The 25,704-nt window shown below is 72.8% G+C and carries 21 protein-coding genes; 7 read left to right on the top strand and 14 right to left on the bottom strand.

Annotated elements, in window-relative coordinates; all coding sequences use genetic code 11:
- Window positions 1-117: 117 nt before the first annotated feature.
- Window positions 118-2,529 carry a protein kinase domain-containing protein gene (locus WMF24_RS08355; RefSeq protein ID WP_437735841.1) on the bottom strand — a complete coding sequence of 804 codons (2,412 nt, stop codon included), beginning with the start codon at window positions 2,527-2,529 and terminating at the stop codon, window positions 118-120.
- Between the two features lie 419 nt (window positions 2,530-2,948).
- On the opposite strand from WMF24_RS08355, the gene WMF24_RS08350 reads away from it, so the two are divergent.
- A complete protein-coding gene (locus tag WMF24_RS08350; RefSeq protein WP_437735840.1) occupies window positions 2,949-3,290 on the top strand; it encodes a cupin domain-containing protein in 342 nt (113 codons plus the stop codon).
- A gap of 92 nt (window positions 3,291-3,382) precedes the next feature.
- On the opposite strand, the gene WMF24_RS08345 is transcribed toward WMF24_RS08350, so the two are convergent.
- The 8 genes from WMF24_RS08345 to WMF24_RS08310 all read right to left on the bottom strand — a co-directional run bounded on the left by WMF24_RS08345 (window position 3,383) and on the right by WMF24_RS08310 (window position 14,803).
- The gene (locus tag WMF24_RS08345) at window positions 3,383-6,349 is read right to left on the bottom strand and encodes a LysM peptidoglycan-binding domain-containing protein (RefSeq protein WP_437735839.1); all 2,967 of its coding nucleotides are present in this window, start codon (window positions 6,347-6,349) and stop codon (window positions 3,383-3,385) included.
- 356 nt (window positions 6,350-6,705) lie between these two features.
- Window positions 6,706-7,788 carry a chemotaxis-specific protein-glutamate methyltransferase CheB gene (cheB, locus tag WMF24_RS08340; RefSeq protein ID WP_437735838.1) on the bottom strand — a complete coding sequence of 361 codons (1,083 nt, stop codon included), beginning with the start codon at window positions 7,786-7,788 and terminating at the stop codon, window positions 6,706-6,708.
- A 93-nt stretch (window positions 7,789-7,881) separates the two neighbouring features.
- On the bottom strand, window positions 7,882-8,796 hold the full coding sequence (locus WMF24_RS08335) for a CheR family methyltransferase (RefSeq protein WP_437735837.1): 915 nt from the start codon (window positions 8,794-8,796) through the stop codon (window positions 7,882-7,884).
- Window positions 8,793-10,937 carry a HEAT repeat domain-containing protein gene (locus tag WMF24_RS08330; protein WP_437735836.1) on the bottom strand — a complete coding sequence of 715 codons (2,145 nt, stop codon included), beginning with the start codon at window positions 10,935-10,937 and terminating at the stop codon, window positions 8,793-8,795. The genes WMF24_RS08335 and WMF24_RS08330 overlap by 4 nt, the downstream gene beginning before the upstream one ends.
- Window positions 10,934-11,425: a chemotaxis protein CheW gene (locus WMF24_RS08325; RefSeq protein WP_061618813.1), complete on the bottom strand. Its 492-nt coding sequence runs from the start codon at window positions 11,423-11,425 to the stop codon at window positions 10,934-10,936. The genes WMF24_RS08330 and WMF24_RS08325 overlap by 4 nt, the downstream gene beginning before the upstream one ends.
- 54 nt (window positions 11,426-11,479) lie before the next feature.
- Window positions 11,480-12,016 (bottom strand): chemotaxis protein CheW, encoded by a 537-nt coding sequence (locus WMF24_RS08320; RefSeq protein WP_437735835.1) that lies wholly within the window; start codon window positions 12,014-12,016, stop codon window positions 11,480-11,482.
- The gene (locus WMF24_RS08315; RefSeq protein ID WP_437735834.1) at window positions 12,009-14,267 is read right to left on the bottom strand and encodes a chemotaxis protein CheA; all 2,259 of its coding nucleotides are present in this window, start codon (window positions 14,265-14,267) and stop codon (window positions 12,009-12,011) included. Before WMF24_RS08315 ends, WMF24_RS08320 begins: the two co-directional genes overlap by 8 nt.
- Complete coding sequence (locus WMF24_RS08310) at window positions 14,267-14,803, bottom strand: response regulator (protein WP_437735833.1); 537 nt, start codon at window positions 14,801-14,803, stop codon at window positions 14,267-14,269. The genes WMF24_RS08315 and WMF24_RS08310 overlap by 1 nt, the downstream gene beginning before the upstream one ends.
- A gap of 286 nt (window positions 14,804-15,089) precedes the next feature.
- Between WMF24_RS08310 and WMF24_RS08305 the strand changes: the two genes are divergently transcribed.
- Window positions 15,090-16,199, top strand: coding sequence for a VWA domain-containing protein (locus tag WMF24_RS08305; RefSeq protein ID WP_437735832.1), 1,110 nt, complete (start codon window positions 15,090-15,092; stop codon window positions 16,197-16,199).
- A gap of 12 nt (window positions 16,200-16,211) precedes the next feature.
- On the opposite strand, the gene WMF24_RS08300 is transcribed toward WMF24_RS08305, so the two are convergent.
- The 3 genes from WMF24_RS08300 to WMF24_RS08290 form a co-directional block, all read right to left on the bottom strand.
- Complete coding sequence (locus WMF24_RS08300; RefSeq protein ID WP_437735831.1) at window positions 16,212-16,514, bottom strand: EamA family transporter; 303 nt, start codon at window positions 16,512-16,514, stop codon at window positions 16,212-16,214.
- 72 nt (window positions 16,515-16,586) lie between these two features.
- The gene (locus tag WMF24_RS08295) at window positions 16,587-17,402 is read right to left on the bottom strand and encodes a hypothetical protein (protein ID WP_437735830.1); all 816 of its coding nucleotides are present in this window, start codon (window positions 17,400-17,402) and stop codon (window positions 16,587-16,589) included.
- A gap of 151 nt (window positions 17,403-17,553) precedes the next feature.
- Window positions 17,554-18,615, bottom strand: a complete 1,062-nt coding sequence (locus WMF24_RS08290) for a hypothetical protein (RefSeq protein WP_437735829.1) — start codon at window positions 18,613-18,615, stop codon at window positions 17,554-17,556.
- Window positions 18,616-18,834: 219 nt separating this feature from the next.
- On the opposite strand from WMF24_RS08290, the gene WMF24_RS08285 reads away from it, so the two are divergent.
- The 3 genes from WMF24_RS08285 to WMF24_RS08275 all read left to right on the top strand — a co-directional run bounded on the left by WMF24_RS08285 (window position 18,835) and on the right by WMF24_RS08275 (window position 22,440).
- The gene (locus WMF24_RS08285; RefSeq protein ID WP_437735828.1) at window positions 18,835-20,082 is read left to right on the top strand and encodes a putative DNA modification/repair radical SAM protein; all 1,248 of its coding nucleotides are present in this window, start codon (window positions 18,835-18,837) and stop codon (window positions 20,080-20,082) included.
- On the top strand, window positions 20,079-21,509 hold the full coding sequence (locus tag WMF24_RS08280; protein WP_437735827.1) for a UdgX family uracil-DNA binding protein: 1,431 nt from the start codon (window positions 20,079-20,081) through the stop codon (window positions 21,507-21,509). Before WMF24_RS08285 ends, WMF24_RS08280 begins: the two co-directional genes overlap by 4 nt.
- 655 nt (window positions 21,510-22,164) lie before the next feature.
- Window positions 22,165-22,440, top strand: a complete 276-nt coding sequence (locus tag WMF24_RS08275) for a CVNH domain-containing protein (protein WP_437735826.1) — start codon at window positions 22,165-22,167, stop codon at window positions 22,438-22,440.
- A 45-nt stretch (window positions 22,441-22,485) separates the two neighbouring features.
- Here the strand turns inward: WMF24_RS08275 and WMF24_RS08270 are convergent, their stop codons facing one another.
- On the bottom strand, window positions 22,486-23,448 hold the full coding sequence (locus tag WMF24_RS08270; protein ID WP_437735825.1) for a serine/threonine-protein kinase: 963 nt from the start codon (window positions 23,446-23,448) through the stop codon (window positions 22,486-22,488).
- Window positions 23,449-23,657: 209 nt separating this feature from the next.
- Between WMF24_RS08270 and WMF24_RS08265 the strand changes: the two genes are divergently transcribed.
- Both WMF24_RS08265 and WMF24_RS08260 read left to right on the top strand, forming a co-directional pair.
- Complete coding sequence (locus WMF24_RS08265; RefSeq protein WP_437735824.1) at window positions 23,658-23,963, top strand: hypothetical protein; 306 nt, start codon at window positions 23,658-23,660, stop codon at window positions 23,961-23,963.
- Between the two features lie 6 nt (window positions 23,964-23,969).
- Window positions 23,970-24,470, top strand: a complete 501-nt coding sequence (locus WMF24_RS08260) for a hypothetical protein (RefSeq protein ID WP_437735823.1) — start codon at window positions 23,970-23,972, stop codon at window positions 24,468-24,470.
- A gap of 56 nt (window positions 24,471-24,526) precedes the next feature.
- On the opposite strand, the gene WMF24_RS08255 is transcribed toward WMF24_RS08260, so the two are convergent.
- On the bottom strand, window positions 24,527-25,462 hold the full coding sequence (locus WMF24_RS08255) for a hypothetical protein (protein ID WP_437735822.1): 936 nt from the start codon (window positions 25,460-25,462) through the stop codon (window positions 24,527-24,529).
- Between the last annotated feature and the right edge of the window lie 242 nt (window positions 25,463-25,704).

Genomic DNA, 25,704 nt, shown 5'->3' with positions numbered 1-25,704 from the left:
TCGGTGGGCCCGGCCCGCGGAAAGGGTGGGTGTGAAGCCAGGGACGAGACGGCGACGCTGGGCCCGCGATCGTGGCGCACGACACGTGCGGCCCGGTCGAACCGGCGAGAGATCAACCTACTTCTTGAGCTTCGCCTCGCACTGTTTGCGCTCAAGGAACCTCAGATGAGCGCACGAGGCCGTTGCCGGCGGCTTCGCCGGCTGTGATGCCCTGATCGGCTTCGCGCTGCTCGCCGTCCCCGACGTCACAACCGCGCCGCCGCTCGGCCCTGCGCTCTTCACCGGAGCGGCGCTCGGCGCCACACCGGCGCCGCCGCTCGGCGCCGCACCCGCACCGTCGCTCGGCGCCACACCCGCGCCGTCGCTCGGCGCTGCGCCCGCGCTGCCGCTCGGCGCTGCGCTGGGCACCGGAACGGCGCTCGGCGCCGGCGGCACCTCGGGCGACGCGGACGCCGGCGGCGCATCCTCGCGTCGCGCCGGAGGCTCCTCGTTCGGCGGGGGCGATCCGCCGCGCTCCGGCGCGGCCCCGGTGTCGCCGCCGGCGCTGCTCACCGGCGGCGCCACGTTGCCAGGCTCCTCCGGCGAGGCGTGCGACGGACCGCCCGACCTCATCGCGATGAGCATCCCGACGAGGATCAGCGACACGGCGGCAGCCGCGATCGCCAGCGTCGCGGCCGTCTTCCTGCGCCTCGGATCGCCGCCGTGCGGGGCGGCGTCCTGGATGTCCTGCGCCCTGTGCGCTCCGGTCTGATGGACCGACGGATGGTTCGAGATGAGAGGCGTCGTCGACGAGCTCCCCGGATGCAACGACGCGCTCTCCGCCATGCCCGCGCCCGTCGCCGTGGTCGCGCCCGGCCGCGAGTCCGAGACGCCGGCGCCCGCCTCCGCCCCGAGCTTCACCGTCGACTCCGCGATCGCGCCCGACGGCGCGACGTGACCTCCAGCGCCTGGCGCGAGGTGACCTCCAGCGCCCGGCGCGACGGCGGGGCCGCCGGCGCCCGCCGCCGGCATTCGCTCCGGGATCGACGGCGCGGACATGCGGATCGTGCTGCCCCACCCGCGCTCCGGGCTCACCCCCGGCGCCGGCTGCGCCGCGCCCGCCTGCGCCGGCCCGGGGTGCGCCAGCCCGGGATGCGCCAGCCCGGGCGCTGCAGCTCCAACCGCCGAAGGCAGCGGCGTCATCAGCGCAGCCGCGCCAGGTCCCGCCGCCGGATGCTGCCCCGACCCCATGCGCTGCCTCGCGGCCACGGCCGCCTCTGCGCCCCCGCGCGTGATCGGCAAGGTCGGCATGTCGTCGTCCCACGGGGCTCGCCCCGCAGACGCCGGCGCCACGATCTGCGCCGAGCTCCCCGGGCGCTGCGGTGCCGCCTGGACCGCACCGGCGTGCCCCGCGCCCGCTTGCGCCGCGGCCACCTGCCCCGCGCTCAGCGACGGCAGCCCGCCCGCGCCCGGCAGCTCCTGGACCGGCACCGGCGCGCGCGGCCCTCCGCCGAGCAGCGCCAGCGGCAGCGCGCCCGCGCTCACCGAGATCGGATCCGCGATCGACGCCGGCGTCGCGAGGCTCGCGCCCGCGCTCACCGAGCCGGGCTGCGACCCCGGGCCGCCGGCGGCCGGCGACGGCTGCTGCCCATCGCCCGTCTGCCGCAGCGCCGCGTCGACGCCCACGCCGCGCCCCGCATAACGATCGAGCAGCGCCGCGACCTCCGCCGCCGAGCCGATCCGCTCCGATCGCTCGCGCCGCATGCAGCGGGCGATCAGATCGACGAGCCCCTGATCCACCCGCCGCAGGTACCGGGACACGGTGGGGATCTCGCCCGTCAGGATCCCCATGAACACCGACTGCGCGTCCCCCTGGAACGGGCGCATGCCGGTCAGCATCTCGAACAGCACGACGCCGAGCGCCCAGATGTCCGCCCGGTGATCGACGTTCGGCTCGGCCCGCACCTGCTCCGGGCTCATGTAGAGCGGCGACCCGACCGCGCCGCCCTGCACCGTGTGAAGGCCGTCGTTGACCGAGAGGTTCTTCGCGACGCCGAAGTCGAGCACCTTCACCACCGGCTCGTCCACGTCCGGCTCGCGGTGCAGGAAGATATTCGCCGGCTTCAGGTCGCGGTGAATGACGTGCATCGCGTGCGCCGCCGCGAGGCCCCGCGCCACGTCGCGCCCGATCGACGCCGCCACGGCCGGGTCGAGCTTGCGCCGCCGCGCGAGCAGCTCGGCCACCGTCTCGCCCGTGAGGAGCTGCATCACGAGGAACGGCTCGCCGGCCTCCGTCTCCCCCATGTCGTAGATGTCGATGACGTTCCGGTGCCGCAGCGCCCCGCAGTTGCGCGCCTCGCGCTGCAGCCGCAGCCGGAACTCGGCCTCGGGGCGGTGAATCAGCTTCAGCGCCACCTCGCGCGCGGTCGCCACGTTCACCGCCGACCAGACGACGCCCATGGCCCCCTCGCCGATCTGGCGCACGAGCCGGTACTTCCTGTCGATCAGCACGCCGGCTGAGAGCAGCGTCGGACTCTTCGGCGATGACATCAGAGACTTCCCGGGAGCGCTGCGCGCCTCGCCCTCGCCGAGCGCGCCTGGACGGGCGCGGTGCTCAGCGCCGCTCGGATCGCAGGGCCGCGCCCGCCGTGCATCCACCGCCCTGCGCCCGCCCCCTGCGACCCCTCCTGCGCGCGCTCCCGCGCGACGTCACATCCAAAGCCCAGGTCCAAGGGACGCGCCTCCAGTGAGATCCATCCTACAGCAGTTCGGACCGGCGGGATACGTTCTCTGCAACGAAAGACCGACGAGCAAAGACGGACCAGGAAAGCGGGAGAAGCCCGATCCGCGCCCGCCAGGGGCGCACCCACGATCGCGCCCGCGCTCCTGCCACTGCCGCCACACTGGCCACACTGGCCACACCGGCCGAGCGACCGGGCGAATCGATCGAGGACGAAAGCGAGGCGCACATGGGCGACACAACCGTCATGAAGGTCTCCTCCGGCCGCTCGCCGAGAGGGCAGATGGGACAGAAGTACCTGGCCTCCGGAATCCAGGTCTCGATGCGACTCTGGGAGCGCGAGCCGCCCGGCGAGGAGAAACAGGCGACCACACGCGCTTACGAGACGGTGGGGTTCGTGATCGAGGGGCGAGCCGAGCTGCACATCGAGGGGCAGATGGTGCGCCTCGAGCCAGGCGACTCCTGGACGGTGCCCAAAGGCGCATCGCACTCTTACAAGATCATCGAACCGTTCACCGCGGTCGAGGCGACAAGCCCGCCGGCCAGCGTCCACGGGCGCGACGAGACCTGACGGCGCTCCCTGGCGATTCCCGATAGCGGCGGGGTTCATCGCGCTCCCTCGACAGACGAGCTCGCCTCGGCGCGGCCGCCGGGCGACTCGACTCAGAGCGCGGTGCCGCCGCCGGTCGCGGGCTTCTCCTTGTCCTGCGCGGCCCTGGGGCGCCCCGCCGGGTTCTTCTCGTCCGCAGCGCCGGTCGTCGGCTTCTTCTCGCCCCCAGCGGCCTTCTTCTCCTCCGCTGCCGCGCCGGCCCGCTCGCCCGAGCCCGCCGCCGCACCGGCGCCGCCGGGCTTCTCCCCCGCGCCCGCCTCGGCCTTCGCCCCCTCGGCCTTCGCCGGCTTCGTCTCGCCTGCCCCCGCCTCGGCCTTCGCCTCGGCCTTCGACGCCTCGGCCTTCGACGGCTTCGTCTCGCCTGCGCCCCCCTCGGCCTTCGCCGGCTTCGTCTCGCCTGCCCCCGCCTCGGCCTTCGACGCCTCGGCTTTCGCCGGCTTCGTCTCGCCTGCCCCCGCCTCGGCTTTCGCCGGCTTCGTCTCGCCTGCGCCCGCCTCGGCCTTCGCCGGCTTCGTCTCGCCCGCGCCCGCCTCGGCCTTCGCCGGCTTCGTCTCGCCTGCGCCCGCCCCGGCCTTCGCCAGCTTCGTCTCGCCCGCGCCCGCCTCGGCCTTCGATGCCTCGGCCTTCGCCGGCTTCGCCTCGCCAGCGCCCGCCTCGGCCTTCGCCGGCTTCGCCTCGCCTGCGCCCGCCTCGGCCTTCGCCGGCTTCGTCTCGCCAGCGCTCGCCTCGGCCTTCGCCGGCTTCGTCTCGCCCGCGCCCGCCTCGGCCTTCGCCGGCTTCGTCTCGCCCGCGCGCGCTGCGGCCCCGGACATCGCCGCCGCCGGCTTCGCCGGCTCGGCGGCCGTCGCCGCCTTCACCTGCACGGCGGCGGCCGCCTTGTCGCCGTCGTCCACCGCGCCCGCGACCTCGGCCGACGCGACGCGGACCTCGTCTTCGCGCGGCTCCACCGGCGGCGGATCGCCCGGATGCGACGTCGGCACGTACACGACCAGCCGGTCGCCAGGCATCAGCACGCTCCGCCGCGAGCGCTGGTTGATCCGCTCCAGGCTGCCAACGCTCAGACCGTAGCGGGTCGCGAGCTTGCTGAACGTGTCGCCCTCGCGCACAGCGATCTCGATGCGCTTGCGGCCCTTCAGCCCCTCGAAGTGCGCGAAGAACTCCTCCGAGCCGACCTCCATCACCCGCGCGTCGGCCTCGTCGAGCAGGAAGACCCCGTCGTGGCGCTGCGACTTCGGCACGAAGAGCTGGAGCGTCATGCCCTCGTGGAGCGACGCCCCGGGCGCGAGCGTGTTCCAGCGGCAGATCTCGTCCGGCGTGACCGACATCATCGCCGCGAGATCCCGGAGCGTGTCGCCCGCGACCACCCGGTAGAACACGCGCCGGCGACGCTCGTACGAGAAGCGCTGCGCCGGGACCACGACGACCGGCTTCGCCTCCGAGGACAGCGGCGCGCCGTTCGCGAGCAGGTGCTCCGCCGCCGCCGCGCCGACGCCCTCCGCCGCCGGGACGAACAGCAGCGTCCCGGGCCGCACCGGCTCGCCGGACCGCAGGCCGTTCAGCGACTGCAGCGCCCACCGCGTCGTGCCCCGGAACATCGCGATGTCGTCGAGCGACTCGCCCCAGCGCACGAGGTACCGCTCCAGCTTCGGCTCGCGCTCGAGCAGCTTCGGCATCGTCTTCGCCGCGCGCGCCCCGGCGCCCGCCGGCACCCGGATCTCCCAGCGCGCCTGCTCCTTCGCGTCCATCGGCAAGGGCGGCGTGCGCTTCGCCACGAGCTGCGGGTTCAGCGCCTCGATCTCCGGCGCCGCCGCCCCCACCGCGGCCGCCACCGACTGCAGCGACACCCCGGAGCCGAGCGAGATCTTGTCGAACGTCACCGCCGGATCGAGCTCGATCTCGTCGCAGCCGAACACCTTCGGGTTGCGCGCCACGATCGCGATCGCGACGATCTTCGGCACGTAGAGCGCCGTCTCGAGCGGCATCCCCGCCTCGAGCCGCGACAGCTCCCAGAAGTCGTTCGTGTTGTACTTCCGGATCGACGCGAGCAGCCCGCCGTAGCCCATGTTGTAGGCCGCGAACGCGAGCTCCCAGCCGCCGAAGCGCTTGCGCAGATCCGAGAGGTACCGCGCCGCCGCGAGCGTGGAGCGCTCCGGATCGAGGCGCTCGTCGACCCACCGGTCGACCGTGAGGCCGTAGATGCGCGCGCCCTCGGGCATGAACTGCCAGAGGCCCGCGGCGCCGGCCGGCGAGTGGATCGTCGGATCGAAGCCGCTCTCGACGAGCGACAGCCAGAGCAGGTCCTCCGGGAGCCCCTGCTCGCGCAGGACGCGGCGGATCGCCGCGCCGTAGCGGCCGCTCTTCTTCATCCAGATGGCCACGGCGGAGCGGCCGCGCGGGTCGTCCTTGTAGTACTCGAGGTAGCGAACGACCCGGCCGTCCCAGCGCACCGGGATGTCGGGCAGCTCGAGCTGCCGCAGCCAGGAGATGTCGCGCGCCTCCTCGACCTGCACCGGCGCGACGGGCAGGCCCGAGGGCGGCAGGCCGGAGGCCTCGAGGCGCGGCTCGCCCGCGCCGAGCACGAGCGTGCCGTCGACAGGCCACGCCGGGCCGGCGGTCGGCGCGGCGCCGGGGAAGAGCGCCTTGTCGATCTCGCGCATCGTGCGGAGCTCGGGCGACTCGGCGACGCTCGCCCCCGCCGGCGCCGCGCTGCCCGTGATGATCCGCCGCGCCGCCTCGTCAGGCGCGCCGGGCTCCCCCGGCTTGCGCGTGATCTTCGTCGCGCCCTTCTTGCCCGGCTTCGACCGCGCCGCGGGCTTCGCCGGCGCCTTGGCGGCCACGCGCTTCGCGCCGCCCTTGCCGCTCGACGCCCCCGCGGCGCGCGCCGCCGGCCTGGCCGGCGCAGGCTTCTCCGCCTTGCCGTCGGCCGCCCCGTCCTTCTTCGCCTCGACCTTCGCCGGCTCGGCCGCGGCCTTGTCGGGCGCGGCGAGGCCGTCGAACGCGACGCCCAGGAGGGCGGCCATCCAGCCAAGACAGACAAGCCTGCGTGCGGCGCATCGGATCCGCATGTCAGGGACCGACCTGTCTCACGATGCGCCCGGGGGGTCAACTTTGGCAGCCAGCCGGGAACCGTTGCAGTGCCAACGGTTCAGGGGGCTGGAGCACACAGGAACGGCGTGTGTGATGAAGGAAGAGATTTGAACCACAGAGGCACAGAGGGCACAGAGGGAAGAGAGAGCAGAGAGAAAGAGAGCGTGGAGGGCTCCGATCGCAAGGCGGGCTCCGATCGGAGAGGGGCAGAAATCTCTCTTCCCTCTGTGCCCTCTGTGCCCTCTGTGGTTTTCTTCTCTCGGGGCTGCCGGAGGAACCGCCGCGTCCGCTACGAGAGCAGCGCGATGAAGTCGCCGATCGCCGTGAAGGGCAGGCTCTCGTTCACGACCCCCGCCCGCACCGCGGCGCCGGGCATGCCGTACACCACCGCGGAGTCCTCGCTCTCGGCCACCACCGTGCCGCCGGCCGCGCGGATCGCGCGCGCGCCGTTCACGCCGTCGTCGCCCATCCCCGTCAGGATGATGCCCACCGCGCGGCTGCCGCCCACCTGCGCCACGCTCCGGAACAGGCGGTCCGCGCTCGGCACGTAACGATCGCCGGGCGCAGGCGCGCCCACCCGGATCCGGATGTCGCCGCTCAGGCCGACGCCGCTCCCCGGCGTCACGGCGATCTCCATGCACATGCGGCCCGGGCACACGTAGGCCTTGCGCGCCACCACCTGGTCGCCGTTCTGCGCCTCCACCACGCGGAGCCCGCCCTTGCGATCGAGCCGCTCCGCGAACGTGCGCGTGAACTTGTCCGGCATGTGCTGCGCGATGAGGATCGCGCCGGGGAAGCGATCCGGGATCCGGTTGAAGATCTCCAGGAGCGCCGTGGGCCCGCCCGTCGACGAGCCGACCGCCACGAGGTGGCGCAGCGAGACGCCGAGCCGCGAGGGCTCCTGCCCCGCGCGCTGAGCCGTGGGCTGCGACGCGCGCGCCGGCGCCGCGGCCGCGGGCATCGGCGACCGCGGGCGGAGGTAGCGCACGAGCAGGACCTTCTGGATGATCTCCCGCCGGATCTGCGCGTCCGCCGTGAACTGCCGGTCCGGCTTCGCCACGAAGTCGACGGCGCCCAGCTCGAGCGCCTTGAAGACGTTCTCCTTGTGGCTGTAGCTCGAGACGATGATCACCGGCGTGGGCTGCCGCGCCATCAGGATGCGCAGGAACGTGAAGCCGTCCATGCGCGGCATCTCGAGGTCCAGCGTGATCGCGTCCGGCCGGAGCTGCGCGGCCTGGCGGAGCGCGTCGTCGCCGTCACCGGCCTTGCCCACGACCTCGATCTCGTCGCTTCCGCTCAAGATCTCGGCGATGTTGCGCCGGTTGTACGCGGAGTCGTCCACGACGAGCACGCGCAGGGGAGCGAATGTCATGAGCGCAAAACCTTCCGCCGGAGGTTCATTCTAGCCCACCCGGAGCGCCATGGGACCACCGGTCGCCCGTACCGCATCGACTTCCTCTGCGCCTCATCCGCCCTCCTCCCCGCTCCCCCCCCGCTCCGGCGAGCCCTGCGTGAGCCCGAGGCGCAGCGTGGCCGCGGGCTTGCGGTACACGAGATCCTCCCGCAAGTGCACGATCTCGAACGCGGTCGTGACGTTCAGCAGCGACTCGGAGTGGCCGAGCAGGAGGAACCCGCCCGGCGAGAGGCGCTCGTAGAAGATGTCGATCACCCGGCGCCGCGACTCCTCGTCCAGGTAGATGAGGACGTTGCGGCAGAAGATGACGTCCACGCGCCCGACCACCGCCGCGCGCGACGAGTCGAGCAGGTTCAGGTGCCCGAACTGGCAGAGCGACCGCAGCTCGTCCACGACGTGGAACCCGTCCGGCCGCTCCGTGAAGTAGCGCCGCTTGAGCTCGGGAGGCGTCACGCGGAACGACGAGGCGCCGTACACCCCCTTGCGCGCGGCCACCACGCAGCGGCGCGAGATGTCGCTGCCGAAGACGCGGACCTCGCGGCGATCGGTGGCGCCCGCCTCCCGCGCGGCGATCGCGATGGAGTAGACCTCCTCGCCCGTGGAACAGCCGGCGCTCCAGATCGACAGCCGGCCCTTGGCGCCGCCGGCCTTCACGATCATCGGCACGATCTCGGTCATCAGCGCGCGGAGCTGGTAGTCCTCGCGGAAGAAGTACGTCTCGTTGACCGTGATCAGCTCGAGCGCCTCGTCGAGCTCGGCGCGCCCGCGGCTGTGGAAGCGCAGGTACTCGTGGTACTGCGCGAACGACGCGAGGCCGAGCACGACGACCCGCTCGCGGAGCCGGCGCTCCATGGACGTCCGCGCCTCGGGCCCGAACTGGAGCCCGCAGTGCTTGTTGAACAGGTCCCGCAGCCTCTGGAACTCGTCGGGCAAGAGGCGGATCTCGTCGTCCCGCCGCCGGTTCACGGCACCTTCCCCGACGGCGGCCCGCCGGACATCCCCGGAGTGGACACAGCGCCCTCGCCGATCTCGATCGAGACGGGCGCGCTCAGCCGATCCCCCGCCTCGGCCCACGGGGGATCCGAGCGGAACGGGGCGCCGCCCTGCGCGGCGGCCGCGACGAGCTCGGGCTCGCCCGAGGCGCGCACGAGCCCGAGCAGCTCGCGGGCGCGGGCGCGCTCGTCGCCGGCGGGCCCCGCGTCCGAGAGCGACGCGTACAGGCGGCCCAGCGCGCGCGCCGCCGCGAGCCGGACCTCCCGCTCCTCGTCGGCCAAGGAGAGGCTCAGCACGTCGAGCGCGGAGGCGCCCGCCGCCGCGGCCACCGCCGTCACCGCCGCGCGCCGCGCGCGCACGTCGCCGGCCGACGCGACGCTCCTCAGGAACGCGAGCTCCTCCGGCTCCGCCGAGCCGAGCGCCTCGATCACGATCGCGGCCGCGAGGTGCGTCCGCTCCGCCTGCATGAGCTGCCGGGCGAGCGCGCGCGCCGCCTCGGGGTAGCGCTCCGTGAGCCCCGCGAGCGCGCACTCCGCCGCGCGCGCGACCGGCAGCGAGATCGCGCGCGTCTGCGACACGGCGAGCTCGAAATCGTCCGCGGTCCCGATCTTCGCCAGGCCGTAGAGCGCGCTCGTCGCCACGAGCGTCGAGGGGCTCTTCACCGACCGCCGCACCGCGCCGAGCAGCTCGCCCAGCGACGCGTCGGGCGCGTCGTCGCGCGGCCGCGCCGGATCGACCTCGCGCCCGCGCTGCTCCGCGATCGCGACCGCGCCGTCGATGAGCGCGGCCGTCGCGTCGTCGAGGCCCTCCCAGAGATCCGGGTCGGGATCGACGTGGCGCTCGAGGTAGGAGAGCACCGCGGGCATCGCGTCCTCGCCGAGCAGGCCGAGCGCGCGCTGCGCGGTCTCGACGAGCGCCGGCTCGATCATCGCCTGCACGGCGGCGTCGGCCGCGCCCGGCGCGCGCGCCATCGCCGCGAGCACGAGCGCCTGCGCGCGCCCGCTCACCGGATCGGCGCCGAGGCCGCGCCACGACGGGGGCTCTACGCCGCCGCCGGGGCCCTGCGCGGCGGCGGCCTGCACGAGGCGGGTGCCCACCTCGATCGGGGCCGCCCGGAGCGCCGTCACGACGTGCGACGCGAGCGGCCCGTCGGCGAGCCGCGCGAGCGCGCGCACGAGCTGCGCGAACGCGCCGCCGCGCGCCGTCGCGAGCGCCCCGCAGAGCGCGCGGGGCGCCTCCGGGCTCTCCGCGAGCGCCGCGGCGACGAGCGCCGCCGAGCGGAGGATCGGGTCCCCGATGAGCGGCGACAGCACGCGCCACGGCACCGGCGCCTCGAGGGCGTTGAGGCCGTTCAGCGCGGTCAACCGCACGAAGCGGTCCCGGTCGGCGAGCCGCTCGTAGAGGATGTCCGTCACCCGCTCGCGCGCGATGAGCCCCATCCCGGAGATCGCCTCGATCGCGCTCTGGCGCAGGTTGTCGTCCTTCTCCGCGAGCGTCGCGTAGAGCGCGTCGAGCGCCGCCGGGTCGCGCGTGCGGCCGAGCGCGTCGACGACGAGCTTTCGCTCGTCGCCCGCGAGCTCGGCGAGCGCGCCGACGAGCGCCGGCGTGGCGTCGCTGCCGCAGTAGCCGAGCACCTCGATCGCCGCGTTCCGGAGGCCCACGTCGTCGCTGGTCCGCAGCGCGTCGAGGAGCGCGCCGACGAGGAGCTGCGAGGCGGGCGGGCGGTCGCCCTCGGCGCCGCGCTCGGCCGCGGCCGGGCGGTCGCCCTCGGCGCCGCGCTGCGCCGCGGCCGGGCGCTCGCCTTCGGCGGGCGGCGAGGCCTGGATCAGCCGGTGACAGGCGTAGGTCGCCTCCTTGCGGACGCGCCAGTCGGGATCGCCGAGCGCGCGCAGGAGCAGCGGCAGCGCCTCGACGACGTCCGCCCGGCCGAGCCGCGCGGCCGCCTGGCGGCGCTCCTCGGCGTCGTCCGCGGCGAGCGCGGTGGCGATGGCCGAGATCGGCATCGGCGTGCTGCGCACGCTGGGCGAGATGGACTCGGGCTCGGTCGGCCAGGCGCCCGCGTCGCTCACGCGCGGGCCGCTGTACGGACCGAGATCATCGAACGCGCGGCTCACGGGGCCTCCAGGAGCGCGCCCGACGCGGCGAGCGCGAGCGCGAGCTCGATGAAGCGCCCGACGTCGAGCACGAAGATCATCCGCTCCTCGTGCGTCGTGACGCCGACGATGCCGCGCAGGTCGCTGCTGCCGCCGACCGGCGGCGTCGGCCGGTAGTCGCCGCTCGTCCCGAAGACCTCCGTCACGGCGTCGACGACCAGCCCCACGGTGTGCGTGCCGACGTCGACGAGGATCCACTTGGTGCTGCGGCTCGGCTCGACCGGGGGGAGCCCGAAGCGCACGCGGAGCTCGATGACGGGCACCACCTCGCCGCGGTGGTTCGCGACGCCGGCGACCTCGGGCGGCGTGTGCGGCAGCGTGGTCACCGACAGCGGGTTCACGATCTCTCGCACCCGCGTGATGTCGATCGCGTAGTGCACGTCGCCGACCACAAAGCCGACGAGGCTCTTCTGCGGGTCGGGACGGCTGCGCTCTCCAGTCAACGGCATCTGAGCCTCCGAGCGCCCGGGCTCCTCGAGCCGCCGGGCGCGGACGAATCGTCCTTAGGACGCGAGTATGGCCTGCAGGTCGAGCAGGATGATGACGCGCGGCTGCGCCTCGCCCTGGGCGCCGTCCGACGCGGTCGCTCCGTGCATGGGCCGGGCGATGCCGGCGATGTAGCCCGCGACGTCGCCGCCGAGCGCCGTCGCGGCGTGCTCGATCTCCGAGTCGGCGAGCCGGTAGACCTGCTGGACCTCGTCGACGAACAGGCCGAGCGTCTCGCCGTTCGCCGCGTCGACGAGCAGGATGCGCGCGCGGCGCTGCGGCGCGCCCTCGTGCAGCCGCATCCGCCGCCGCAGATCGATGACGGTCACGAGCTGCCCGCGGACGCTGACGATGCCCATCGTCGAGTCGGGCGCGCGCGGCACCGGCGTGAGCGGGGGCGGCTTCAGGATCTCGCGCACGAGCGAGACGGGCGCGGCGTAGGTGTCGCCCGCGAGCGTGAACGCCAGGTACTCGGTGCGCGGGCCGGTCGCCTGGGCGCGCGGGTTCCGCTTCGAGACGGGGATGCGGGCTTGCCTTCGGGAGAGGTTAGCCATGGGTGCTCCGCGGGTCGTTGCGCTGCCGGTCGCCGCCGTGGAGGATCTCCTCGATGAGCGCGGGGGCGTCGAGGACGAGCGCGATGCGCTGGTCGCCGAGCTCGGTGGCGCCGGAGAAGCCGCGCACCGACGAGAGCGACGGGCCGAGCGCCTTGATCACGACGTCCTGCTGGCCGATGAGCGTGCTCACGACGAGCCCCAGCCTGCGCGCGCCGACCGACGCGACGACGATGTACTTGCGCTTGTTCCCGCCCTGCAATCCGAGCGTCCCGCGGCCGTCCCCGCCGCGCCGCCCGCCCACCGCGGGCCGCGCCGCCGAGCCGCCGCGCGCGCCGCCGAGCAGCCCGGCGATGCGCGCGCTGAGCTCCTCCTCCTCGTTCAGGCCGAAGAGCCGCGCCAGGTAGCAGAGCTGGAGCGTGCTGTTGCGCAGCGTGATCATCTCGCGGCCGTCGATCTGGCGCACGGTGGACTCGTCGAGCGCGACCGCCTCCTGCACGTTGGTCAGCGGGATGGCGAAGAGCCGGTCGGCGACGCGGACGATGAGCGCGCTGATGATCGCCAGCGTGATCGGCAGCGTCACCGTCATCTTGGTGCCGATGCCGGGCTCGCTGTGCACGTCGATGACGCCGCCGAGCTTGCTGATGTTCGTCTTCACGACGTCCATCCCGACGCCCCGCCCCGAGAGCTCGCTCACGTCGGTCTTCGTCGAGATGCCCGGCTGGAAGATGAGGTTCAGGACCTCGCGGTAGCTCGTCGTGCGCGCGTCCTCCGGGGTCATGACGCCGCGGCGCAGGGCGGCGTCGAGGAGCTTGTCGACGTCGATGCCCTTGCCGTCGTCCTCGATCTCGATGACGACGTGGTTGCCCTTCTGGAACGCGTTCAGCGCGATCGTGCCGACCGCGGGCTTGCCCACCGCCTCGCGCTGGCTCTTCGACTCGATGCCGTGGTCGATGGCGTTCCGCATCATGTGCATGAGCGGATCGCTGAGCTCCTCGACGATGAGCTTGTCGACCTCGGTCTCCGCGCCCGTGATGACCAGGTTCACGAGCTTGTCGGCGTCGCGGCTGATCTGGCGGACGACGCGGGCGAGCTTGTCGAAGACCTGCCCGAGCGGGACCATCCGGACCTCGAGGATGCCCGCCTGCATGGCGGCGAGGTGCCGGTCGAAGGTGCGCTGGAGCCGGTGCAGGTCGAGGCTCAGCTCGCGCTCGGTGGGCGCCGCGCGGAGCCGCTCGACGAGGCGGCCGAGCGCCGATCGGACGAGGGCGAGCTCGCCGACGATGTTCATCAGCCGGTCGAGCTTGTGGATGTCGACGCGCACCGTCTGCGCGACGGAGCGGATGGAGCTGAGCTCCCCCTTGCGGCCGCCGCGCGCGCTCGACGGCGGGCTCGCGGCCATCGAGCCGGTGAGGTCGACCGCGCGCGACACGCCCGTGGGCGCGCCGCCGCGGAGCGCGGCCGACATCGACGGCATGCCCGGCGGCGCGACGCGGCCGTGCCCGTTGTTGTTGCGCCGCGGGATCTCCTCGACCGCGGCGCCGGCCTGGTGCAGCGCGCGCTGGAGCTCGTCGAGCGGCGAGCGCGACGCCATGAGGATGTCGAGCTCGATCGAGTCCTGGTCCGCGCCGGCGCCGGTCGGCAGGTAGGTGATGATCTCGCCGTACGGCTTCGCGGTGATCTTCAGGTCGTCGAGCGCCTGGTCGATCGTGGCGAGGTGGAACTGCACGCGCAGGCGGAACAGCGTCATCCCGCTCGCGATGTTCGTGCGCAGCCGGTGCTCCTCGTACTCGGTGAGCACGGAGAGCAGCCCCGGATCGAGATCGTAGTTGTCGTCCGGGAGGCCGGCGGCGCTCGGGCCGGCGTCCTGGTGGAGCTGGCGCAGGAGGTCGTCGACCTCGGGCATCGGCGCGTCGCGCCCGTCCTTCTCGTTCTGGAGGATGCGCCCGTAGAGCTCGACGCTGCGGAACAGGAGGTCGAGGACCGACGCGCTGATCTCGATGCGGCCGAGGCGCAGGTTGTCGAGCAGCTCCTCGAGCTCGTGCGACAGGGTGGCCATCCGGGTCGCGCCGAAGAGCCCGGCGAGCCCCTTCAGGGTGTGGACGGCGCGGAAGACGTCGTTGATGACGTCGGGGTCGACCTTGTTGGTCCGCACCGCCTCGTCGAGCGCGAGGAGGTCGCGCCCGAGCCCCTCGACGATCTCCTGCGCTTCCGAGAAGAACTCCTCGCGCGCGCGATCGCCGCTGTCGACCATCAGCCGCCGCCTCCCTCGTCGGAGCCGGGCTGCTTCGTGCGGGTCACCGGCTCCGGGGCGCGCTCGGGCGGCGGGGAGCGGTCGTCGCCGGCGAGGCCCGCGGGCGGCGCGTCGCCGGCGAGATCCGCCGCGTCGGTGTCGGCCGCGCGGGCGCGCCCGTCGAGGCAGGCGACGACGGCGTCGCGCAGCGCCTCGGGCGTGAACGGCTTCGGCAGGAAGAGGTCCGCGCCGAGGCGGAGCCCGCGCTGGATGTCGCGCTCGGCCGCCTGCGTCGAGATGATGAGGATGCCGACGCGCCGGTAGCGGTCGCTCTGCCGGACGAAGCGGATGAGCTCGAGCCCGTTGATGTCGGGCATGTTGATGTCGGTGATCACGAGGTCGAACGCGCCGCGCGGCAGGAGCCGGAGCGCGTCGAAGCCGTTCATCGCCTCCACGATGTCGACGTCGCCCGAGAGCCCGAGGACGCAGTCCTCGAGCGTCGAGCGCACGTACGCTCGCATTGCCGGCGAGTCCTCGACGATCAGGATGCGTGCCATGCGGCGACAGGGTAACGGAAATCCGCGGGGTAGGACCAACTCGCTGAGCAACCCGCTGACCGAGGGCGCCCGGCGCGCTCCTCGGAGGCGCGGCGGCCTATGTACGGCGGTCTCCTTCCCGGTGTAAACCGGCGCGGTGGCCTTCCGGCGCGAGCCGGCGCGAGCCGGCGCGGGCGCCGGGAGCGCGAGGCGCCGGCCAGCCGCGCCCGTCCGGCGCCCCCGCCGGGCCGGGTGCCTGCGCGCAGCGAATTGACACGGCGGCGCCCTATGCGCGCTAATCCCCGCCGTGAAAATTCTCCTTTGTTCTCCAGCGTTCCGGATCCTGCTCGCCGCCCTGTTCGCTCTCTCGAGCGTGGCCTGCGGCGGCGGACTGCGGGTGACCCGGATCAACTCCGCCCAGAAGAAGCCGAACAATGTCTGGGTGTTCTTCAGCGTCGACGCCGGCGAAGACGAGCCGGTCGGGGGCCTGACGGCCGACGACTTCGAGATCTACGAGGACGGCGACCTCGTCTCGAAGTTCGAGAGCAAGCAGACCATCCAGAACCCCGAGGTCGCGGCGGTCATGTACACGATGCTGCTCGTCGACATGAGCGGCAGCATCACCGAGTCGGGCCAGGCCGACGCGCTCGTCGACGCCGCGCAGTCGTTCAGCGACCGGGTCGGCAAGAGCCAGAAGGTCGGCGTCTACGCGTTCGATGGCGAGGCAAAGATCCACTCCGTCGTCCCGTTCACCGAGGCGCAGGGCTCGGTGCAGGGCGGGCTCGAGGGGCTCCGGACCTACAAGCCGCGCGACACGTCGACGAACCTGCACGGCGGCGTCGTCGAGGGCATCCGCGAGCTGAAGAAGCAGCTCGACAGGGACCGGCGTCCGCTCAAGTTCGGCTCGCTCGTCGTCTTCTCCGACGGCACGGATCGCGCGAACCGCGTGAGCCGGGAGGACATGCTCAAGGAGCTCGACAAGGAAGACTACGCGAACTACCAGATCTTCGTCGTCGGCGTCGGCGCCGAGATCGAGAAGGCGCGGCTCGACGAGATCGGGCGCGACGGGACCGAGCTCGCGGCGGACCAGGCCAGGGTCAAGGAGTCGTTCGACAAGATCGCCGCGAGGATCGAGGCGCACATGAAGCGCTTCTACCTGTTCTCGTACTGCACGCCGGCGCGCGCGGGGGAGCACGAGGTGGAGATCAAGGCGATCCGGAAGGATCCGTCGGCCTCGGGGTCGGTCTCGTGGAAGTTCAACGCCGACGGGTTCGGGCCGCCGCCGGAGTGCGATCCCAACACGCCGCCGTCGTTCGATCTGAAGGCGACGACGCCCGTCGACGCAGACGGCGGCGGCAGCGGCGGCGGCAAGGCGAGCTTCAAGGCGAACGCCAACGTCAAGGTCGAGGCGAAGTGACGGGCGCCGGGCTCACGCCCGTGAGCCCGGCGGCGGCGCCTGCGGCGCGGCGCGCGCGGCGTGCGCCGTCCGCCAGACGGTCGCGCCGAGGATGACGGCGCCGCCAACGATCGACCAGAGCCCGGGGCGCTCCCCGACGAAGAGCAGCGCCCAGACCGGGTTGCGCACCGGCTCCACGAGCACCAACAGCGAGGCCTCGACGGCCGGCGTGTGGCGCACGCCGCGGCTGAACAGCACGTAGGACAGGCCGATCTGCACCGCGCGGGGGAGCTGCCCCGCCGAGAGCTGGTCCAGGTAGAAGAGCCTGAGGCCCACGATGAAGACGGGCGCGGCGAGCTTCTCGCTGGCGGTCCAGTCCTGTCCTGGCCTGCGAGCCTGGGCTGCCCGTCAGCGCGGCGGCTCGGGGATGAACTCGGCGCCCAGCCGGAAGATAAGGAAATCCTTGATCACGTTGCTGCTGCCGCCGGGCCACAGGAACGGGCTGCCGGTGTCGCGGCTCGGGTTCCACTCGTACCACATCCACCGGGCCCCCTCGTCGATGCCGCAGACGATCGGGAACTCGTTGCCGGGCTGCGGGACTTCACGGGCGGTGTCGTTCGCCTCGCCGAACACGACATGGCCGCGCTCGGACACCTCCGTCGCCACCCAGCCGGCGCTCGTCGTCTGCGGATCCAGGTCTCCGCTGTTGCAGCGCGCGATGTGCTGGTTGATGGTCTCCAGCGTCGGCCCGCGCGAGCCGAGATCGTAGTCCTCGCCCGTCGCGCAGACCTCCCACGCGCCGTTGCCGGTGAAGACGGGCTCGGCGCCCTCGCGGAAGAACTGGCCGATCACGCCCTGCGTCGTGAGCATGTCGGCGTAGGTGACGATGTAAAGGTAATGCCCGGCATCCGCGGACCGGGCGGGCACCGTGTACGACTCGGGACCATGGCCGACAGGACACGAGAAGATCTCGTCGGCGAGGAGGTTCTCGATGCCGCCGAAGTAATTCAGGAGCTTGTCGCCGGTCCCATAGCCGAAGCCATACGCGTTGTCGGCGGTGATGATGACGCTCACGTCGGTCAAGAGCCCGCTCCCCCCGCCGACGCCGGCGATCTCGCCGGGACCGCTCCCGTCATCGCCGCCCGCGCCCCCGCCGCCGGAGCCGGCCTGAGGGCCGCCGGGATCGTCGGTGCCAACGTCGGAACACCCGGAGCCATGAAGCACGACGGCAAGAGCCAGAGCAGGGACGAGGCGGAGGTGCATTGCACGAGGATCGGCGAAGTCGCGGCGTGCGTAAAGCCCTACCGGGGCGGCCGTTCGAACCATCCCGGCGTCGCGCGCGCTCGCCGCGCTGGCCCCGGAAAGCGAGCGCCGGTCAGGGCACGATCTCCCGGATGCTGCCCTTCTTGTACAGGAGCCCATCGGGGCCTACCCCGTCGCTCCGGAAGTAGACGCTGATGTTCGGTTGGCCGGTCTCCGACCCCGGTCGGGTCGGCTCCCGCGTGAGCCTCATCGCGGGATCGATGCCTGGCGCGCAGGGCTCGCCCCCCACGCCAAAGTCGGTCCCCCTGTCGACGTGCTCGTGGATCTTCACCCAGGCGCCGCCGTTCGCGCCGTCGGTCTCGTCGATCCAGAGCTCCTGCTTCACATCGCCGTTCGGCAGGTCGTAGACGAGCTGCTTGTACCCGATCCAGACCTGCTCCGGCATGCCGCCTTCCCAGTACGTCTTTCCGAGGATGGCCACCGAGGCGGGGTGGCTCGTCTCCTTCTCGAAATCGATCTTGCCGTCGTACCGCATGCGGGCGGCGATCCCGCGCGTGTCGCACCTGTTGACATCCTCGTCGCCGATCGTGCCGTGGTTTGTGCGCGCCATGGCGACGAGGCCTCCATAAGGCGTCCCGTCGTCGGCGGCGCGAAGGAAATACATGGTCACCTCGACATCGCCCCACGGGTCGACGAGCGCGGGATCGTGCACGTACATCCGCGGAACGTCGCCGCTGATCTCGAGGATACCCTGGCCGTCGGTGTCGTAGGACGCATCGCCGTGGTCGGCGTCGAACCAGGCGTCGGCCGGGTCGATCCCCGTGAACGTGCGCGCGACGCCGTTGTCCCAGGTCGAGAACCACGCCTTGCCGGATGGCAGCGTGGGCCGCAGCATCGCGATCCCGAACCGGTCGACCGCGGCCGCCTCCCCGCCCCCGGCGCCGGTCGAGCTCGACGCCTCGGCATTCCCCGACGCGCTCGAGGCAGACGCTCCCTTGCAGGCTCCGCCGTCGAGGCCGCTGCCGCCGGAGCCGCCGCTTCCGATGCCGCCGCCGAGCCCGCCTGTCCCGGACTGGCTCCCCGCCGCGGGAGCGACGTCATCTCCGCAGCCGGCGCTGCTCGCGCCGATGACAACCGCCGTGCTCATCATCGCGTTCATCAAGAAAGTCCGCACTCCTCCGGAGTAACACACCACGTTCGAGGCGAGCGAGCCTGAACGAGCCACCTCATCAGACGGCTGGGCGGCGAAGCGACACGGCGGCGATGACGCGATGAAGCGAGATGAAGCGAGATGAGGCGAACGATACGAGCCGCCCCTTGCCCTGCTTTTCGCTTCGCAGCGGCCGCGCGGGGCTTGCCAGAAGGGGCCGAGTCCCCAAGGTTGTCCCGGTTCATGGAGCTCAAGCGAAAGCTCGCGATCCTCGCCGACGCCGCGAAGTACGACGCCTCCTGCGCGAGCAGCGGCTCCCGCCGCCCCGCCCTGCCGCAGGGGATCGGCAGCACCGAGGGCATGGGCATCTGCCACAGCTACACGCCGGACGGCCGCTGCGTCTCCCTGCTCAAGATCCTGCTGACGAACGTCTGTATCTACGATTGCCAGTACTGCGTGAACCGCCTGTCCAGCGACGTGGAGCGGGCCAGGTTCTCGCCCGGGGAGGTGGTCGCGCTCACGCTCGATTTCTACCGGCGGAACTACATCGAGGGGCTGTTCCTGAGCTCGGGAGTCCTCAAGAGCCCCGACTACACGATGGAGCAGCTCGTGGCGGTCGCCCGGTCGCTCCGCGAGGAGCACCGGTTCGGCGGCTACATCCACCTGAAGGCGGCGCCCGGCGTCTCGCCCGAGCTCCTCGACGCGGCGGGGCGGTACGCCGATCGGCTCAGCGTCAACGTCGAGCTGCCCACGCAGCGGGATCTCGCGGCGCTCGCGCCCGAGAAGACGATGCCGGCGATCGAGGCCGCCATGACGGAGATCCACGCGCGGATCGTCGAGGCGAAGGGCGACCCCAGCCCGCGCCGGCCCGCTTTCGCGCCCGCGGGGCACAGCACGCAGATGATCGTGGGCGCGACGCCCACGAGCGATCAGGAGATCCTCGCCACCGCCTCGCGGCTGTACACAGCGCACGGGCTGCGGCGCGTCTACTACTCCGCGTTCAGCCCGATCCCGCACGCGGACGCCCGGCTCCCGGCCGAGTCGCCGCCGCTCTCGCGCGAGCACCGGCTGTACGAGGCGGACTGGCTGATCCGGTTCTACGGCTTCACCGCGGGCGAGCTCCTCAGCGCGGCCTCGCCGAACCTGGATCTCACGATGGATCCGAAGCTCGCCTGGGCCCTCGCGCACCGCGAGTTCTTCCCTGTCGACGTGAACGTCGCGCCCCGGGAGGCGCTCCTGCGCGTGCCCGGGCTCGGGGTGCGGACGGTCCAGCGCGTGCTCGCGATGCGCCGCCACCGGGCGGTCCGCATGGCCGATCTCGCGCGGCTCCGCGTCCCGGTCGCCCGCGCGGCGCCGTTCCTCGTCACGGCCGACGAGCACCGCGCCGCGGCGCGGGATCTCGACCGCGCCGGGCTCGCGCAGCGGGTCCGCCCGCCGGCGCAGCTCGGCCTGTTCGAGGCGCGCGAGGTCGCGCGCTCCGGGGAGCTGTGATCCGGGCGCCCATCCCGCCGACGTTCGACGCCTTCCGCGACGCCGCCCGCGCCCTCCTCGCCCGCGGCGCGCTCCCCGAGGACGTCCTCTGGGAGGACGTCGCTGTGGAGGGCCAGGGCGTGCTCTTCGGCGCCGGCAGCGCGGCGCCGGCCGCGCCGGACGACGCGCCGCGCCCGCGCGTCCCCGCCGCCTTCATGCGCCTCGCGACCGCCGTCGCCTGCCACCGCGACGCGGCGCGCTTCTCCCTGCTCTACCGGGCGCTGTTTCGCCTGACGCACGGCGAGCCCTACCTGCTCGAGGTCGCCGCCGATCCCGACGTGGCGAGGCTGCGCGCCCTGGAGCAGGCGGTGCAGCGCGACGTCCACAAGATGCACGCGTTCGTTCGCTTCCGGCGGGTCGAGGACGAGGGCGGCGGCGAGCGCTACGTCGCGTGGTACCGCCCCGACCACCGCATCGTGCGCCTTGGCGCGCCGTTCTTCGAGCGGCGCTTCCCGTCGATGGCGTGGTCGATCCTGACGCCGGACGAGTCCGCGCACTGGGACGGCGCCGAGCTCCGCTACGGACCCGGGCTGCCGCGCGACGCGGCGCCGCGCGAGGACGAGCTGGAGGATCTGTTCCGCACCTATTACAGGGCCATCTACAACCCCGCGCGGGTGAACCTCCGGGCGATGCGCGCGGAGATGCCGGCGAAGCACTGGAGCACCCTGCCCGAGCTGTCGGTCATGAGCGAGCTCGTGCGGGACGCGGCGTCGCGCGTCGACGCGATGCAGGCGAGCCGCAGCGGGGCGGCGAGCGCGTCGGAGGCCTACGTGCCCGGCTCGCGCGCGCTCCCGGTGCTCCGCGAGGCGGCGGCGTCGTGCCAGGCGTGCGCGCTGTGCGAGCGGGCGACGCAGACGGTCTTCGGCGAGGGTCCGGCGGGCGCGCCGCTGATGCTCGTCGGCGAGCAGCCCGGGGACGAGGAGGACCTCTGCGGGCGTCCGTTCGTCGGGCCTGCGGGGCGCGTGCTCGACGAGGCGCTCGCCGGAGCGGGCCTGTCGCGGGGCGGCATCTACGTGACGAACGCGGTGAAGCACTTCAAGTGGGAGCCGCGCGGCGAGCGCCGGCTTCACGCGAGGCCCCTCGGCCCGGAGATCCAGGCCTGTCGCGCCTGGCTCCAGGCGGAGGTCGAGGCGGTGCGGCCGCGCGTGATCGTGTGCCTCGGCGCGACGGCGGCGCGCTCGTTCCTCGGCGGTCGGTTCAGCGTCACGCAGAGCCGCGGGCAGGTCTTCAAGACGCCGTGGGCGGAGTCGTGGATGGCGACGTACCACCCGGCGGCGCTCCTGCGCATGCCCGACGAGGCGGCGCGCGCCGCAGCGCGGGCGCATTTCCAGGCAGATCTCGCGATGGCGGCGCGCTTGCTCGCGGACGAGGAGCAGAGAAGCCGATAGGCGCGCTGCGGGCTGGTGGCGGGCGGGACCTGGCGGCGCGCCAGCGGGTTGTCTTGCCAGGGTGCAGACCGCGTGCAGGCCCCCCACCTCCGTCGATGTCCCGTCCAGCATCATGGCAAAGCCCATCACGCTGACGTGGCTCACGGGCTCGCCCCCCGGCTGACGCGACGAACGGCGTCGTCACGTCCTCCCAGGCGGCGCCCAGCGCGCGCGCCCGCTCGATCACCTGCGCCACGCCCGGGAACACCGTGTCCATGAGCGCCATGAGCTGCGGGCAGAGGCCCGGCTCCGACCAGGATCGGCGCGATGCCGTCATGTCTTGGCCCCTTCCATCCATCTCCACAGCGCGGCTCCATGAATCGAGGCAGCTCGACACCTCGTGGAAGACAAGAGAGATTGAACCACAGAGGCACAGAGGGCACAGAGGACAGAAAGAGAGAATGGATAAACAGCGGATCGACAAACCGAGATCGGCCTTCTCTCCCTCTCTCCCCTCTGTGCCCTCTGTGCCCTCTGTGCCCTCTGTGGTTCAATTCTTCTCTTCTACATCTCACCCCCTCACCGCTCCAGCAGGATTGCGCCCCCGGCGTCCCCGCCCCATGAGCTCAGCAACGCATCGCCCCGCGAGGCGCTGCGCCAACGTGGGGGGAGAACCATGAAGAACACGCTCGTCGCGCTGGTCCTCGGCGCGCTCTCGCTGTCCACCGTGATGTCCAGCAGCGCCCCGGCGCAGGCCCAGCACCGGGATCGGGAGCCTCGGGGCTCCTACCGCAGGACGTGCACGGACATCCGGACGGAACGAGGCACGCTGTACGCGAGGTGCAAGGACCGGAGGGGGAATTACCGCATCACGCGCATGATCGATTACCGGCGCTGCCCGGGAGACATCGAGAACGACAACGGCCGGCTCCGCTGCTCCGGCCGCCACTGACGCGCGCCGCGGCCGTGCAGGGCGCCCTCCGCGAGGAGGACGCCCTCAGCGGCGCGGGAGCGGGGCCCCCGCCGGGATCCGCCCTTCCTCCACGGCCACCACGTACGGCGGCAGCCGGCCCGCCCGCACCGCGCGGACGTCGGCGCGCATCGTCGCCGCGTCGGGGTAGCGCTCGGCCTTGTGGAACGCCAGGGCGCGGTCCACGACGTCGCACACCTCGGAGGGCGCCGCCGGCGCGCACGCCGCGAGCGACGGCGCCCGCTCCGTGGCCGCCGCGATGAGCAGGCGCGCGTCGGCGACCTCACCGTGGATCGCGCGGCCGGAGAGCAGCCGGAACATCGTGGCGCCCAGCCCGAACACGTCGGTCCGGCCGTCGATCTCGCGCACGTTCCCCGTCGCCTGCTCGGGCGCCATGTACTCGCTCGTGCCGAGCGCCACCCCGGTCTTCGTCGCCGTCTTCTCCGGCAGCTCCCCCATGCCGAACGGCAGCGGATCGAGCACGCGCGCGATGCCGAAGTCGAGCACCTTGACCCGCCCGTCGTACCCGATGTGCAGGTTCTCGGGCTTGATGTCCCGGTGGACGACGCCGTGCGCGTGCGCCACGACGAGCACGTCGAGCACCCGCTCGGCCAGCGCCAGCACCTCGCCTGCCGGCAGCGTGCCCACCCGGGCCATCCGGTCGAAGACCGTCTCGCCCTCGAGCACCTCCATGGCCAGGTACGCGGCGCCGTCGTCCGCGACCCCCGACTCCAGCACGAGCGGCAGCCCCTCGCAGAGCGGGCCCACAGCGGCCAGGGCGCTGCCGATCGGCCCCTCGCGCAGGAACCGCTTCCGGAGCTCCTCGATCTGGCTGAGCGACGGGTGAAGGACCTTCACCGCCGCCACCTGCCCGTCGGCGCGCCGGCCGAGGAACACGCTCGCCATCCCGCCGCCCCCGAGCACGCGCTCCACCGTCCAGCTGCCGATCCGCGTGCCGACGCGCTGCGCTGCGAGCTCTTCGTCATCCATCGAGGACGCGGAGGGTACCATCGCACCTGTCCGGGATGATCAGGAAAGGCCACTTCCGCAGAGTTCCGGGAGCATCGCCTCGGCAGGGCGGGAGCTCCGCGCGGTGAGGAAGACCGACATGCCGAGCCAGACCTTGGCGGACGGCCCGCGTCCAGCGTACGCCCGCCGCCCTACCCCGGTGAGATCCCCCGTGCTAAACAGCATGCGCAATGAAGCCAGTGCTCGAGGTAGCGAAGGAGCTCGCGCAGGCACACCGCGAGGAAGACCCAGCGACGACCGCGATCTACCTGTCGGAGGCGCCGGGCGAGATCCGCCTGATCGAGGTGTCTGGCTCCGTCGGGTCCGCAGGCCCGAAGGAAGTCTTGCCGTTCCGGTTTGCCGAGCGCCCAGATCAAGGAATCGACTATCCGTCCGTGGTGATTCTGCTCAGTCCTCAAGAGTGGGAGGCAGTTCATCGCGGAGAGCTCTCGCTGCCGCGAGGTTGGGACAAGGACGCCCTCACAAGGATCGTGTAGCTCTCCATGGCCACGATCCGGGACTGGGCAGATGGATACCTCGCCCAGGCAAGGGCCGACCTGAAAGGCGCGCTGGCCATCGGAGCGGCTTCGCCGTCCACGTTCGCCATGCTGCTCCAGATGGTCTTCGAGAAAATCGCGAAGGCCGCGCTGCTTCGATCCGGCGCAGTGACGCTCGATTGGGCGAGGGGGTCTCACGGGGCCGCCTCACGAATGCTCCTCGCGTTGCGACAACAGCGAAGGCTCCTGGAACCGCTTGGCGGCACGAAAGTCTGGGAGGACGTGCTATGGGTCGTGGGCACGCTCGAGCAGGCACATCCACAAATCGCCCCTCCCGAGGGTCCGCAGCTCGAATATCCGTGGGAGGACGCCCGCGCCGAGATCCGTTGGCCGGCTCGCGATCTTCAAATTGCTGCGGCTCTCGGCGACCCGCGAAAGAACCTCTCCACCCGAGTGCTCCGCTTCGCGATGCTGCTCAGCGACAGGTTCGACGACGTGTTTCCCTGACCCCGCGAACGTGCAGGAACGACGGCATCGCCGAGCATCACACGACCTCGCCACGCCTACGTGCCCCAGCGGCGGCGCTCGTCCTCCTCGTCGGCCGCGTGCTGCTCATGGCTTTGCGTCAGCAATTCGACGAGCCGCTCAGCGAAAGCACGGACGAGCGGATCGGGGTCAGTGAGCCACGCGCGCGCGCGTTCGCGCTGCTCGGCGTCGTGCTCGGCCAGGCTCGCGACCGCCCCGTCGGTGCTGTGGACACGGGCGATGATCTCCTCCGCGACCGAGCTCCGCGGCCCGAACCGCTGCACAAGGGCGCGCCAGATGGGATCGAGGTCGGGCACGCTGGGGCGCACGATGGCGGCCGCCGTGCGACCACGGCGCGCGTCGTGCCCCACCCACGCGAGGACGTCCTCGGCCGGCCAGGCGAACGAGGAGCGATGATGAAACATGAACGCCATCCGCAGGCGCCCCGCCGCGAGGTCGCGCCGGTCCAGGGCCGCCGCGACGGCCCCCCACGCCGCTCGGGCGTCGCGCGCGGCGGCCGCATGCAACGCCGCCCACGCGTGTTCCTTGGCGCCGGGAGGCTGCGACAGCGCCACGAGCGCGAGCTCCGCGACGCGCGCCGCCTCCGCCTGCTCGATGAGGAGCCGCGCCCCCAGCTCCCAGGAATGGCCGGTCATGCCGTGTACGCGATGCGGCGCCAGGCGTTCGAGCGCCCGGAGCAAGAGCGCTCGCAGGGGCGCCGCGCGCTCGGGTCGGTCCTCGATGCGATCGACAAGGACCTTCAGCGCCGCCGCCGCGTGCTCGATCCACGCACCGCCGAGTAGCGCCCCCGCGAAGGCCTCGAAGACCGCGTCGCTCACCGGGTGTAGCCAGCGGCCGCTGCGGCCTAGCTCCAGGATGCAGGCCTCGTCAAGGAGGCCGCCCTGCACCGCCGACTGGATCCAGGCGATGCACTCGTCGGTCGCGCCGAGCTCGACGACAGCCAGCGCGAGCACGGACGCCTCACCGTCCCCGGGCCCCCGACCGCGGCTCTTCCTGGCACACGCGAGCCGCTGCGCCCCCTGCCGTCCCCCCTCCGTGACGGACCCGATCCGTCGCGCACCCCCGGCCGTCGCCCCTCCGTGACGGACCCGATCCGTCGCGCACCCCCGGCCGCCGCCCCTCGCAACGGTTCCGCTCCGTCGCGCCCCCCCTCCGCCACCCCCCTCGCGACGGTTCCGCTCCGTCGCGCACCCCC

Origin of the sequence: Sorangium sp. So ce1335 (assembly GCF_051521615.1) — a bacterium.
GTDB lineage: Bacteria > Myxococcota_A > Polyangia > Polyangiales > Polyangiaceae > Sorangium.
This window is presented reverse-complemented; position numbering and strand designations above follow the sequence as displayed.

Bases quoted from the DNA above. Each gene is read 5' to 3' on its own strand.
- WMF24_RS08315 (WP_437735834.1), bottom strand. From the start codon at position 14,267: ATGGTCGACAGCGGCGATCGCGCGCGCGAGGAGTTCTTCTCGGAAGCG.
- WMF24_RS08260 (WP_437735823.1), top strand. From the start codon at position 23,970: ATGGCCACGATCCGGGACTGGGCAGATGGATACCTCGCCCAGGCAAGG.
- WMF24_RS08275 (WP_437735826.1), top strand. From the start codon at position 22,165: ATGAAGAACACGCTCGTCGCGCTGGTCCTCGGCGCGCTCTCGCTGTCC.
- WMF24_RS08325 (WP_061618813.1), bottom strand. From the start codon at position 11,425: ATGCCGTTGACTGGAGAGCGCAGCCGTCCCGACCCGCAGAAGAGCCTC.
- WMF24_RS08345 (WP_437735839.1), bottom strand. From the start codon at position 6,349: ATGGCCGCCCTCCTGGGCGTCGCGTTCGACGGCCTCGCCGCGCCCGAC.
- cheB (WP_437735838.1), bottom strand. From the start codon at position 7,788: ATGACATTCGCTCCCCTGCGCGTGCTCGTCGTGGACGACTCCGCGTAC.
- WMF24_RS08355 (WP_437735841.1), bottom strand. From the start codon at position 2,529: ATGTCATCGCCGAAGAGTCCGACGCTGCTCTCAGCCGGCGTGCTGATC.
- WMF24_RS08285 (WP_437735828.1), top strand. From the start codon at position 18,835: ATGGAGCTCAAGCGAAAGCTCGCGATCCTCGCCGACGCCGCGAAGTAC.
- WMF24_RS08310 (WP_437735833.1), bottom strand. From the start codon at position 14,803: ATGGCACGCATCCTGATCGTCGAGGACTCGCCGGCAATGCGAGCGTAC.
- WMF24_RS08265 (WP_437735824.1), top strand. From the start codon at position 23,658: ATGAAGCCAGTGCTCGAGGTAGCGAAGGAGCTCGCGCAGGCACACCGC.
- WMF24_RS08320 (WP_437735835.1), bottom strand. From the start codon at position 12,016: ATGGCTAACCTCTCCCGAAGGCAAGCCCGCATCCCCGTCTCGAAGCGG.
- WMF24_RS08350 (WP_437735840.1), top strand. From the start codon at position 2,949: ATGGGCGACACAACCGTCATGAAGGTCTCCTCCGGCCGCTCGCCGAGA.
- WMF24_RS08270 (WP_437735825.1), bottom strand. From the start codon at position 23,448: ATGGATGACGAAGAGCTCGCAGCGCAGCGCGTCGGCACGCGGATCGGC.